The organism is Pseudomonas sp. B2021, assembly GCF_018135665.1.
In the GTDB taxonomy this organism is placed as follows: domain Bacteria; phylum Pseudomonadota; class Gammaproteobacteria; order Pseudomonadales; family Pseudomonadaceae; genus Aquipseudomonas; species Aquipseudomonas lactis.
The window spans coordinates 1037321-1049842 of the sequence record NZ_SMOF01000001.1 but is presented as its reverse complement, the minus strand read 5'-3'; the positions used below and the strand labels follow the sequence as shown (position 1 = coordinate 1049842).

The window sequence follows — 12522 nt, the reverse complement described above, 5'->3', positions numbered from 1 at the left end:
GAAATAAATCACCCGCCTCTTCAGATCGACCACTCAGCAGTTCGCATCAGCCGCCCTTGACAACCCGTCAAGTCATCGGCATGATTCGCGGCCTATTTTGTTTGCTATTTCCTAAAAAGTCTTTCGAGGAGCTCGACGGTGGCCAACACACCTTCCGCCAAAAAACGTGCAAAACAGGCTGAGAAGCGTCGCAGCCACAACGCCAGCCTGCGTTCCATGGTTCGCACCTACATCAAGAATGTAGTCAAAGCCATCGACACCAAAGACGCTGAAAAAGCTCAAGCAGCTTACGTTCTGGCTGTGCCTGTTATCGACCGTATGGCCGATAAAGGCATCATCCACAAGAACAAGGCCGCTCGCCATAAGAGCCGCCTGAATGGCCACATCAAGGCTCTGAGCGTTCCTGCTGCAGCCTAAGTGGTAACAACTGCAACGCAGCTCAGGCTGTGTAACAGTTAAAAAATGCCCCGTACCGAAAGGTCCGGGGCATTTTTGTGTGTGCCTGAAACTGTAGGAGCGAGCTTGCTCGCGAAGATCGTTAACGATGACGCGGGAAGCCTGGCGCCCAGCGGGGGTCTCGGGTTTTTCGCGAGCAAGCTCGCTCCTACAGTGAGCCCAGGGCAAAAAAAACGCCCCGAACCAGTCGGGGCGTTTTTGCTACCACTTGATCAAAACATCAATCAATGGTGATGACCGCCTTCACCGTGGACGTGGCCGTGAGCCACTTCTTCCTGGGAAGCGTCGCGGATGGCTACGATCTTCACTTGGAAGTTCAGGCGCTGGCCAGCCAGAGGGTGGTTGCCGTCAACGGTCACGTCATCGCCGTCCAGGTCGCGGATGGTGACGATCTGCATTTGGCCGTCCGGCGCCGAAGCGTGGAACTGCATGCCCACTTCCAGCTCATCAACACCTTCGAACATGCTGCGGCTCAAGGTACTGACCAGTTCGGCGGAGTATTCGCCGTAGGCATCTTCAGGTTCTACGGCGACGGTCAGTTCGTCACCGACGCTCTTGCCTTCCAGAGCCTTTTCCAGGCCCGGGATGATGTTGCCTGCGCCTTGCAGGTAAACCAGCGGCGCGCCGCCGGCGGAGCTGTCGATGACCTCACCAGCGTCGTTGGTCAGGGTATAGTCGATGGAGACAGCCTTGTTAGCGGCGATCGTCATGGGGCGAGACCTTTTGCAAAAGAATGAAGAACGGACAAGTCTAAACAAGGATTTGCCCGAAAGCGAACGGAACCCGGACGGACGGGGCCGATCAACGGTCACGATCACAGGTTTTCATCAGGACGACGATGGGCACTGGGTGGTCGAGCTGTCTTGCGGCCACACCCAGCATTTGCGCCACCAGCCGCCCTGGCAGTCACGCGCCTGGGTGCTCGACCCCGCGCAACGCCTTGAAAAAATAGGCCAGGCCTTTGCGTGCGGCTGGTGTGCGCAAGGGCACGAATAACGATAACCTTGGCGCCTGATTCGCGGTAGGCACTCACCCATAGAGCGCCACCCAAGCCATGCACCTCCAGAGAATTCGCATGCAGACTTTTTTTATCGCGCCCACCGATTTTGGTGTGGGTCTGACCTCCATCAGCCTTGGGCTGGTGCGCACCCTGGAACGGGCCGGCCTGAAAGTCGGTTTTTTCAAACCCATCGCCCAGCCACACCCTGGCGATACCGGGCCGGAACGTTCCACCGAGCTGGTGGCACGCACCCACGGCCTGAAACCGCCGCAGCCTCTGGGCTTGGCTCACGTAGAGCGCATGCTCGGTGACGGCCAGCTCGATGAGTTGCTCGAAGAGATCATCACCCTTTACCAGCAGGCGGCCGTAGGCAAAGACGTGCTGATCGTCGAAGGCATGGTACCGACCCGTAGCGCCAGCTATGCGGCACGGGTCAACCTGCACCTGGCCAAGAGCCTGGACGCGGAAGTGATCCTGGTCTCGGCGCCGGAAAATGAAGTGCTCACCGAGCTTTCCGGCCGTGTGGAATTGCAGGCCCAACTGTTTGGCGGTCCCAAAGACCCGAAAGTGCTGGGCGTCATCCTCAACAAGGTACGCACCGACGAAAGCATGGAAGCCTTCTCGGCGCGCCTCAAAGAGCATTCGCCGCTGTTGCGCAGCGGTGATTTCCGGCTGCTCGGCTGCATCCCCTACCAACCCGAGCTGAATGCCCCGCGCACCCGCGACGTGGCCGACCTGATGGGCGCGCAGATCCTCAACGCCGGCGACTACGAAAGCCGGCGCATGACCAAGATCATCATTTGCGCGCGCACCATGCGTAACACCGTCGAGCTGCTCAAGCCCGGTGTGTTGGTGGTGACCCCGGGCGATCGCGACGACATCATCCTCGCCGTCAGCCTGGCCGCCATCAATGGCGTGCCGCTGGCCGGGCTGCTGCTGACCAGCGACACCCTGCCCGACCCGCGCATCATGGATCTGTGCCGAGGCGCCTTCCAGGCCGGGTTGCCGGTGTTGTCGGTGAGCACCGGCTCCTATGACACCGCCAACCAGCTCAATAGCCTCAACAAGGAAATCCCTATCGATGACCGCGAGCGTGCGGAAATCATCACCGACTTCGTCGCCAGCCACCTCGATGCGCGCTGGCTGCACCAGCGTTGCGGCACGCCGCGGGAGATGCGCCTGTCGCCGGCGGTGTTCCGTTACCAGTTAATCCAACGCGCCCAGGCCGCCAATAAACGCATCGTGTTGCCCGAAGGCAGCGAGCCGCTGACCGTACAGGCCGCCGCAATCTGCCAGGCCCGCGGCATTGCCCGTTGCGTGCTGCTGGCCAAGCCTGCGGATGTGGAGGCAGTCGCCCGCGCCCAGGGTATCGACCTGCCCGAAGGCCTGGAGATTCTCGACCCCGACCTGATTCGCCAACGCTACGTGGAGCCGATGGTCGCCTTGCGCAAGAGCAAAAGCCTCAACGCGCCCATGGCCGAGCAACAACTGGAAGACACCGTGGTGATCGCCACCATGATGCTCGCCCTCGACGAAGTGGATGGCCTGGTCTCCGGCGTTATTCACTCCACCGCCAATACCATTCGCCCTGCCCTGCAACTGATCAAGACCGCGCCGGGCTGCACCTTGGTGTCGTCGGTGTTCTTTATGCTGTTCCCCGAGCAGGTACTGGTGTACGGCGACTGCGTGATGAACCCGCACCCAAGCGCTGCGGAACTGGCGGAAATCGCCCTGCAAAGCGCCGACTCGGCGGCCGCGTTCGGCATCACGCCACGGGTGGCGATGATCAGCTATTCCAGCGGTGACTCGGCCAGCGGCGAGGAGGTGGAAAAAGTCCGCGAAGCCACCCTGCTCGCCCACGAACAACAAAGCTCGCTGCTGATCGACGGCCCGTTGCAATACGACGCCGCCGCCAACGAAAACGTCGCCCGGCAACTGGCGCCCAACAGCCAGGTGGCAGGCAAGGCCACCGTCTTTGTGTTCCCGGACCTGAACACCGGCAACACCACCCACAAAGCCGTACAACGCAGCGCCGATTGCGTGAGCCTGGGGCCGATGCTCCAGGGCCTGCGCAAACCGGTCAATGACCTGCCACGTGGCGCCCAGGTGGACGACATCGTGTACACCATCGCCCTGACGGCGATCCAAGCCGCCAACCGACCCATGGATATCTAAATGCTGGATTTTCTACCTGCCGCCGTACGCGGGGTGATCGCTTCGCTGTTGCTGGCGCTGAACACGATCCTGCTGTGTTCGTTCCTGTTTATCGTGGCGCTGTTCAAGGCGCTGCCGTTCGCCAAGCGCCTGAGCGAATGGCTGATGAACCACACCCATGAAGCCTGGGTTACCAACAACAAGGGCTGGATGAACCTGGTGCGCCGTACGCGCTGGCACCTGACTGGCCTTGAGGGCCTGGACTACCAGCACTCGTACCTGGTGACCAGCAACCATCAGAGCTGGGTCGACATCATGGTGTTGCAGTACGTGCTCAATCGGCGCATTCGCCCCCTGAAGTTCTTCCTCAAGCAAGAGCTGATCTGGGTACCCGTGATTGGCCTGGCGTGGTGGGCACTGGGCTTTCCCTTCATGAAGCGCTACAGCAAGGCTTATTTGGAGAAGCACCCGGAGAAGAAAGGCAAAGACCTGGAAACCACGCGCAAGACCTGTGCGAAGTTTCGCGACAACCCCGTGGGGATTTTCAACTTTGCCGAAGGCACACGCTTTACCCCGGGCAAGCATGCGCAGCAGCAGTCACCGTTTCGCTACCTGCTTAAACCCAAGGCGGGCGGTATTGCGTTTGTGCTGGATGCCATGGGCGAGCAGCTCAAGTCACTGATCAATGTGACCATCCACTACCCCGCCGGGCGCCCAGGTTATTGGGATTTGCTGTGCGGTAACGTGAAGGACGTGGTGGTGCACTTTGAAGAGGTGCAGATACCGGCCGAATTCATCGGCAAGAATTATGAGCAGGATGGGGAATATCGACTGGCGTTCCAGGGCTGGATCAACCAGTTGTGGCAAGACAAGGATGCATTGTTGGAACAGCTGCACAAAGACTTTCCGGCCAGCCGCTGATCTACATGTGCATGCCATTTAATGTGGGAGCTGGCTTGCCTGCGATAGCGGTGGACCAGCTAAGAATAAATAAACTGACAGTCCGCCATCGCAGGCAAGCCAGCTCCCACAGTGATCGAGTCCACATTTGAGAATATGTAAAAAGCCCGCCACCGAGTGATCGATGGCGGGCTTTTTGATGGCTGCGAGGTTTAGATCGCGCCGCGCTGACGCAACAGCTCCAGCACTTGCTTGACGCTGTCTTCCAGCGACAACGCCTGAGTGTCGATTACCAGGTCGGCATTCAACGGCACGTCATACGGGAAGGATTCGCCAGGGATGTTATCCCCACCGGCCGCGTACAACCCTTGCGGGTCACGCTCGGCGCACACCAACGGCGATGCCTGCACGTAGACGGTCAGCAGTCGGTCCGCACCAATCAGCGCCTTGGCCTGTTCACGGCCTTCGGCATCCGGGGCAACGAAGGCCGCCAGGGTCAGCAGGCCGGCTTCGTTGAACTGGCGCGCCACATGAGCGGCACGACGCCAGTTCTCGGTACGCCCGGCACGGTCCTGCGGCAACCCTTTGTTCAGGTCGTGGCGCAGGTTCTGGCCATCCAGTACGAACACCGCACGGCCCATGTCGAACAGCTTGCGCTCAACCGCATAGGCCAGGGTGCTCTTGCCAGCGCCCGACAAGCCGCTGAACAACACCGTGGCCGGCTGCTGGCCGAAACGCAGGGCGCGCTCTTCGGTGGCAACATGCGCCAGGCTGCCGTGCTGCGCTGCGCCGCCATGACCCACCGGCGGTGCGATGATCATACCCGCGGCCACTGTACCGTTGGTCAAGCGGTCGATCACGATAAACGCGCCGGTGGTGCGGTTGCTGTCGTAACCGTCCAGGGCGATGGCGGCGTCCAGGCTGACCTTGACCCGGCCAATCTCGTTGAGCTGCAGCGAACTCGCCGGGCCTTCGGCCAGGGTGTTTACGTCCACGCGGTGCACGATGCTGGTGATGGAACCCGGCACGTAGCTGGTGGCGCGTTTGATGTCGTATTTCTTGCCCGGCAGCATCGGTTCTTCGGCCATCCACACCAGCATGGCGTCGAAGGCGTCGGTCACTTGCGGCACGTTGTCGGCATGCACCAGCAGGTCGCCACGGGAGATGTCGATCTCGTCTTCCATGGTCAAGGTCACGGCCTGGCCTGGGCCTGCGTGTTCCAGCTCACCTTCAAAGGTGACGATGGATTTGACGCGGCTGCTCTTGCCCGACGGCAACACCACCACTTCGTCGCCCTTGTGCACGATGCCGCTCGCCAGGGTGCCGGCAAACCCACGGAAGTTCAGGTTCGGGCGGTTGACGTACTGCACCGGGAAACGCAGGTCGGTGTAGTTGCGATCATTGGCGATCTCGACAGTCTCCAAGATCTCCATCAGCGACTGGCCGGTGTACCAGGGCGAACGCTCGCTCTTGTTCACCACGTTGTCGCCCTTGAGCGCCGACATCGGCACGAAGGCCAGGGTGCTCGGCTTGAACGCGATACCTTCGGCGAACTTCAGGTAATCGGCCTTGATCGACTCGAATACGCTTTGGTCAAAGCCGTTGATGTCCATCTTGTTGATGGCCACCACGATGTGTTTGATGCCCAGCAACGAGGCGATGTAGCTGTGACGACGGGTCTGGGTCTGCACGCCGTAGCGAGCGTCGATCAGGATGATCGCCAGGTCACAGGTGGACGCACCGGTGGCCATGTTGCGGGTGTACTGCTCATGGCCGGGGGTATCGGCGATGATGAATTTGCGTTTGGCGGTGGAGAAATAGCGGTAGGCAACATCAATGGTGATGCCCTGCTCACGCTCGGCCTGCAGGCCATCGACCAGCAACGCCAGGTCGATATCGTCACCGGTGGTGCCGGATTTTTTCGAATCGCGGGTAATGGCTTCCAGGTGATCTTCGTAGATCATCTTGGAGTCGTGCAGCAGGCGCCCGATCAGGGTGCTCTTGCCGTCATCGACGTTGCCGCAGGTCAGGAAGCGCAACATCTCTTTGCGCTCGTGCTGGCCCAGGTAGGCGAGGATGTCCTCGCTGATCAAATCAGATTGATGCGACATGACAGCCCCTTAGAAATAGCCTTGACGTTTTTTATCTTCCATCGAGCCGGCACCATCGTGGTCGATGACACGGCCCTGGCGCTCGGAAGTTCGCGTCAGGAGCATTTCCTGAATGATGTCCGTCAGCGTCTCGGCTTCGGACTCCACCGCCCCCGTCAACGGGTAGCAGCCAAGGGTGCGGAAACGTACTTTCTTTTTGACGATGCGGGCTTTGTCTTCGTCGGACAGGTGCTCGAGGATGCGGTCGTCGTCGATCATGATCAACGTGCCGTTCTTCTCGATCACCTCGCGCTCGGCGGCGAAATACAGCGGCACAATCGGGATGCCTTCAAGGTAGATGTACTGCCAGATGTCCAGCTCGGTCCAGTTGGACAGCGGGAACACGCGGATCGACTCACCCTTGTTGACATTGCCGTTGTAGACGTTCCACAGCTCCGGGCGTTGGTTCTTCGGGTCCCAACGGTGCTTGCTGTCGCGGAACGAGTACACGCGCTCTTTGGCACGGGATTTCTCTTCATCGCGACGGGCACCGCCAAATGCTGCGTCGAAACCATGCTTGTCCAGCGCCTGCTTGAGGCCCTCGGTCTTCATGATATCGGTGTGCTTGGCACTGCCGTGGGTGAACGGGTTGATGTTCTGCGCCACGCCATCGGGGTTTATGTGGGTGATGAGGTCCAGGCCCAGCTCCTCGACCATCTTGTCGCGGAACTTGTACATTTCCTGGAATTTCCAGCGGGTGTCGACGTGCATCACCGGGAACGGCAGCTTGCCTGGGAAGAAGGCCTTGCGTGCCAGGTGCAGCATCACGGCGGAGTCTTTACCGATCGAGTAGAGCATCACCGGATTATCGAACTCGGCGGCGACCTCGCGGATGATGTGGATGCTTTCCGCCTCCAGCTGTTTCAGATGCGTCAGTTTGTCGACCATGGTTACTCACGGAAAAACGATCTTATGGACGGCCAGCGGGCCGTGTTCGAGCGAGGCATGCTAGCACAGCGACTTCTTCTATTTAGGGCACCAGCTAGACCGAAACGATATATGAATATGCCGCCGAGTTTGGCGCTCAACTCGGCCAATGTGGGAGCTGGCTTGCCTGCGATACAGGCGCCGTGCTCATTTAGGCTGACCGAGGTGATGCCATCGCAGGCAAGCCATAATGCCAGTCAGTTAAGGCTTTTGTAGGAGCGAGCTTGCTCGCGAAAAACTCATAGGCGCCGCGTTCATTCAGGAAGCACGCGTTATCGTTGCGGTTTTTCGCGAGCAAGCTCGCTCCTACAGAGGGCGATGCACGCTTAACTGACTGGCATTAAGGCAAGCCAGCTCCCACAGTGTTCAGTGCTGTGCTTTAGATCGGGTTGGGGCAGTCGATGAATAGGTGCTCCAGGGCAAAGCGCCGCGCCAGGTAGTCGCCTAATGCCTGCACGCCATAACGTTCGGTAGCGTGATGGCCGGCGGCGATGAAGCTGATGTCGTTTTCCCGGGCGCTGTGGAAGGTCTGTTCGGACGCTTCACCGCTCAGGTACAAATCGACACCGGCGGCAATCGCCTGGTCGATATAGCCCTGGCCGCCACCGGTACACCAGCCGACGCGGCGAATCATCTCGCTGCCTTCGATCAGCAGCGGTTCGCGGCCCATCACGTCCTGCACGCGGCGGGCGAAGTCGCGGGGTGACAGGGGCTCGGCCAGGGAGCCGACCAGGCCGACGACTTTGGGGTTGCCGGGGTCCAGCGGGCCTTCGACGGTGATGTCCAGGTGGCGAGCCAGTTGCACGTTGTTGCCGACATCGGCGTGCAGGTCCAGGGGCAAGTGGTAGGCCAGCAGGCTGATGTCATGCTTGAGCAGGGTTTTGAGGCGGCGCTGCTTCATGCCGGTGATGCAGGGGTTTTCGCCCTTCCAGAAGTAACCGTGGTGCACCAGCACCAGGTCGGCCTTGGCCTCGACGGCGGCGTCCAGCAGCGCTTGGCTGGCGGTCACGCCGCTGACGATGCGCATCACTTGGGGCCGCCCCTCGACCTGCAGGCCATTGGGGCAGTAATCGGCAATTTTGGCGCTGCCGAGGTAGCGGTCGGCTTCCTCGACGAGGGTAGTAAGGGGCACGGCCATAAAAGACTCCTAAATATCCCGTTCGCAGGCGTCGCAGCCTCGTATAATGCGCGACATTATGGGCGCTCTCGCGCCCCCTGCAACCTGTCAGGACTTACTTGATGCTCAAGGCACTGCGTTTTTTTGGATGGCCATTGTTGGCTGGCGTGCTGATCGCGATGCTGATTATCCAGCGTTATCCCCAGTGGGTGGGCCTGCCCACACTGGATGTGAACCTGCAACAGGCGCCGCAGACCAACACGGTGGTGCAGGGCCCGGTGACCTATGCCGATGCCGTGGTCATTGCCGCGCCGGCGGTGGTCAACCTGTACACCACCAAGGTCATCAACAAGCCCGCGCATCCGTTGTTTGAAGACCCGCAATTTCGCCGCTATTTCGGTGACAACGGCCCCAAGCAGCGCCGCATGGAATCCAGCCTCGGCTCCGGTGTGATCATGAGCCCCGAGGGCTACATCCTCACCAACAACCACGTGACCACCGGCGCCGACCAGATCGTGGTGGCCCTGCGTGACGGCCGCGAAACCCTGGCCCGCGTGGTGGGCAGCGACCCGGAAACGGATCTGGCGGTACTCAAGATTGATCTGAAGAACCTACCGGCCATCACCCTCGGCCGCTCCGACGGTTTGCGCGTGGGCGATGTGGCGCTGGCCATCGGCAACCCGTTCGGGGTGGGCCAGACGGTGACCATGGGCATCATCAGCGCCACCGGGCGCAACCAGCTGGGCCTTAACAGCTACGAAGATTTCATCCAGACCGACGCGGCGATCAACCCCGGCAACTCAGGCGGTGCGCTGGTGGACGCCAATGGCAACCTGACCGGCATCAACACCGCGATTTTTTCCAAGTCCGGCGGTTCACAGGGCATTGGGTTTGCGATCCCGGTGAAGCTGGCGATGGAAGTGATGAAGTCGATCATCGAGCACGGCCAGGTGATTCGCGGCTGGCTGGGCATTGAAGTACAGCCCTTGACCAAGGAACTGGCCGAATCATTCGGCCTGACCGGGCGTCCAGGCATCGTGGTAGCGGGGATCTTCCGCGACGGCCCGGCGCAGAAGGCCGGCCTGCAACTGGGCGATGTGATCCTCAGCATCGACGGCGCCCCGGCGGGTGATGGCCGCAAGTCGATGAACCAGGTGGCTCGGATCAAGCCGACCGACAAGGTGGCGATCCTGGTGATGCGCAACGGCAAGGAGATCAAACTGTCGGCGGAAATCGGCCTGCGCCCACCACCGGCGACCGCGCCAGTGAAAGAAGAGCAATAACCGTCGCGACCCAAGCGCCCGTTCACGGGCGCTTGTAAGGCCATATTTCTTAGCGATTCATTCTCATTAGGCATGTTATATTGTTTCAATATCGCTATTGGAACGCTCTATCATGCCGTCTCGAAAGTTTGTGCCCTTGGCCGGCCTGGCCCTGGGTTTGCTGCTCGACCCTGCCTACGCCGACGAAAACCCCCTGGAACTGGACACCATCAGCGTCACCTCCGACGCCTATGAGTCCGCCACCGGCCCGGTCGACGGCTACCGTGCCACCCGCTCTGCCAGTGCGACCAAGACCGACACGGCTTTGCGCGATATCCCGCAATCGATCAGCGTGATTCCGGCCACGGTACTCAAAGACCTGGGCAGTACCAGCGTGGAGCGCGCCCTGGAATTCGCCGGCGGTGTGTCCAAGCAAAACAACTTCGGCGGCCTGACCCTCTACGAATACAGCGTGCGCGGCTTCACCACGTCCGAGTTCTACCAGGATGGTTTCAGCGCCAACCGCGGTTACCCCAGTACCCCGGACGCGGCGAATATCGAACGCATTGAGGTGCTCAAGGGCCCCGCCGCCAGCCTGTACGGGCGTGGCGATCCCGGCGGCACGGTGAACATCGTCACCAAGAAACCCCAGCCCGAGGCCTTCACCACGCTGCAGACCAGCGCCGGCAGTTGGGACCGCTACCGCACGGCGCTGGATGTGAATACGCCGCTGGACAGCGAGGGGCGTGTGCTGACGCGGGTGAATCTGGCCGTTGAAGACAACCACAGCTTTCGCGATCACGTCGACGCCAAGCGCGTGTTCGTCGCGCCCTCCTTCAGTTGGCAGTTGGACCCGGACACCACCCTGCTGGTGGAAAGCGAGTTCGTGCGTCACACCTCCACCTTCGACCGAGGCATCGTCGCCAATACCGGCATGTCCCATTCCACCTTCCTCGGCGAGCCCAACGACGGCAATATCCGCAACCACAACAACCGCATTCAGGCGGCATTGGAACACCACCTCAACGACGCCTGGAAACTGCGTCTGGCCAGTCATTACAAACAGGGCAGCCTGTGGGGCGATGCTTCGGAAAGCCGTGCGCTGAACCCAGACGGCCACAGCGTCAACCGCCGTTACCGTGAACGCTCCACCGGTTGGCACGACAGCATCACCCAGTTGGAACTGCGCGGGGTGTTCGATATAGGCAGTTGGCAACACGAACTGTTGATCGGTACCGAATACGAGGATTACCGCAAGAAAGAGCGTGTGACGGCGATCGCTGGGGACTATCCCATCGACATCTACAAGCCGGTGTACGGCCAGCCCAAACCCAACGGCAAACGCTCCGGCACCGACTTCTTCGAACAAACCAAAAGCCACGCGCTGAACCTGCAAGACCAGATCATCTTCACCGACCGCCTGCGCGGCATGATCGGTGCGCGCTTGGAACACTTCGAACAAAGCACCGACGACTTCACCCGCAACCACGCCAAGAGCCGCCAAACCCACGACGCCTTCACTCAACGTGCCGGCCTGCTCTACCAGCTCACGCCAGAAGTCGGCGTGTTTGCTAACGCCTCCACCTCGTTCAAGCCCAATAGCGGCCTGGATGCCGGCGGCAAGTCCTTCAAGCCCGAAGAAGGCGTGGGTTACGAGGTGGGAATCAAAAGCGAGCTGTTTGACGACCGCCTCAGCGCTACGCTTGCGGCCTTTCATATCGAAAAGGAAAACGTGCTGACCCTGGATCCGGCGACCAACCTCAACCGCGCCATGGGCAAGGCCCGCAGCCAGGGCTTCGACCTGCAAGTAACCGGGCAAGTGACCGACGCAGTCCGCGTGATCGGCGCCTTGGCCTACATCGACGCCGAAGTGACCAAGGGCGACAAAACCATCCCCACGGGCAGCCGCATTCTCGGCGTGGCCAAGCGCAGCGGCAGTGTGTTGGGCGTGTATGAATTCCAGGACGGCGCGTTACGTGGCTCAGACCTGGGCGCAGCGTTCACCTATGTAGGTGACCGCTCAGGCGAAGCCGGCACAGGTTTCGAACTGCCCGCCTACCACACCGTGGATTTGCTGGCCCATTACAAGGCCACGCAGAACGTGACGGTGGGGCTGAACCTCAACAACCTGTTCAATGAAAGGTACTACGAGCGGTCCTACAGCAACTATTGGGTCAACCCCGGCGAGCCGCGCAACTTCACGGTTAGCCTGACCCTTAATCTGTAAATACAGTCAAATTGTGAGAGCTGGCTTGCCTGCGATAGCCATAGGTAACCACGATGCGAAGCGAGCCGCTCTTGATCTTGATCTGCTTTTGATCTCAGGCGCCCCGTCAAACCACGCTGGCCGGAATTCGACAGGGATTTGGGGGGTAAACCGGCAGGGATGCCGGTTTAGCCGCCCAAATCACTGGCGGATTTCGGGCACACCGAGCCTAGGCGAGGTGCCGAGTGGTGGGGCGAGGACCTTTTGGTTACTTTTGGGTCCTTCCAAAAGTGACCCGCTGTCAGAGCGGAACCCTAGGTGGCCGTTACCGCAGCAATGGATATGTACAC

10 protein-coding genes are annotated in these 12522 nt (G+C 60.5%); 6 read left to right on the top strand and 4 right to left on the bottom strand.

Annotated elements, in window-relative coordinates:
• Window positions 1-138 precede the first annotated feature (138 nt).
• Window positions 139-417, top strand: coding sequence for a 30S ribosomal protein S20 (rpsT, locus tag E1K68_RS04640; protein WP_003188401.1), 279 nt, complete (start codon window positions 139-141; stop codon window positions 415-417).
• A 263-nt stretch (window positions 418-680) separates the two neighbouring features.
• On the opposite strand, the gene E1K68_RS04635 is transcribed toward rpsT, so the two are convergent.
• Complete coding sequence (locus tag E1K68_RS04635) at window positions 681-1166, bottom strand: peptidylprolyl isomerase (RefSeq protein ID WP_027606858.1); 486 nt, start codon at window positions 1164-1166, stop codon at window positions 681-683.
• Between E1K68_RS04635 and E1K68_RS04630 the strand changes: the two genes are divergently transcribed.
• From E1K68_RS04630 to E1K68_RS04620, 3 genes are all read left to right on the top strand, one after another.
• Complete coding sequence (locus E1K68_RS04630; RefSeq protein ID WP_080765560.1) at window positions 1165-1452, top strand: DUF3565 domain-containing protein; 288 nt, start codon at window positions 1165-1167, stop codon at window positions 1450-1452. The two genes, E1K68_RS04635 and E1K68_RS04630, sit on opposite strands and share 2 nt — an antisense overlap.
• Window positions 1453-1531: 79 nt before the next feature.
• On the top strand, window positions 1532-3631 hold the full coding sequence (gene pta / locus E1K68_RS04625) for a phosphate acetyltransferase (RefSeq protein WP_003188396.1): 2100 nt from the start codon (window positions 1532-1534) through the stop codon (window positions 3629-3631).
• Window positions 3632-4531, top strand: a complete 900-nt coding sequence (locus E1K68_RS04620) for an acyltransferase (RefSeq protein WP_014716856.1) — start codon at window positions 3632-3634, stop codon at window positions 4529-4531.
• A 191-nt stretch (window positions 4532-4722) separates the two neighbouring features.
• On the opposite strand, the gene cysN is transcribed toward E1K68_RS04620, so the two are convergent.
• From cysN to E1K68_RS04605, 3 genes are all read right to left on the bottom strand, one after another.
• Window positions 4723-6621 (bottom strand): sulfate adenylyltransferase subunit CysN, encoded by a 1899-nt coding sequence (gene cysN, locus E1K68_RS04615; protein WP_003188392.1) that lies wholly within the window; start codon window positions 6619-6621, stop codon window positions 4723-4725.
• A gap of 9 nt (window positions 6622-6630) precedes the next feature.
• Window positions 6631-7548 (bottom strand): sulfate adenylyltransferase subunit CysD, encoded by a 918-nt coding sequence (gene cysD, locus E1K68_RS04610; protein WP_016971196.1) that lies wholly within the window; start codon window positions 7546-7548, stop codon window positions 6631-6633.
• A 418-nt stretch (window positions 7549-7966) separates the two neighbouring features.
• Window positions 7967-8725, bottom strand: a complete 759-nt coding sequence (locus E1K68_RS04605) for a Nif3-like dinuclear metal center hexameric protein (protein WP_003188389.1) — start codon at window positions 8723-8725, stop codon at window positions 7967-7969.
• Between the two features lie 101 nt (window positions 8726-8826).
• On the opposite strand from E1K68_RS04605, the gene algW reads away from it, so the two are divergent.
• Both algW and E1K68_RS04595 read left to right on the top strand, forming a co-directional pair.
• Window positions 8827-9987: a Do family serine endopeptidase AlgW gene (algW, locus tag E1K68_RS04600; protein WP_003188388.1), complete on the top strand. Its 1161-nt coding sequence runs from the start codon at window positions 8827-8829 to the stop codon at window positions 9985-9987.
• 112 nt (window positions 9988-10099) lie between these two features.
• The gene (locus E1K68_RS04595) at window positions 10100-12193 is read left to right on the top strand and encodes a TonB-dependent siderophore receptor (protein ID WP_212613833.1); all 2094 of its coding nucleotides are present in this window, start codon (window positions 10100-10102) and stop codon (window positions 12191-12193) included.
• The last annotated feature ends 329 nt before the right edge of the window (window positions 12194-12522 follow it).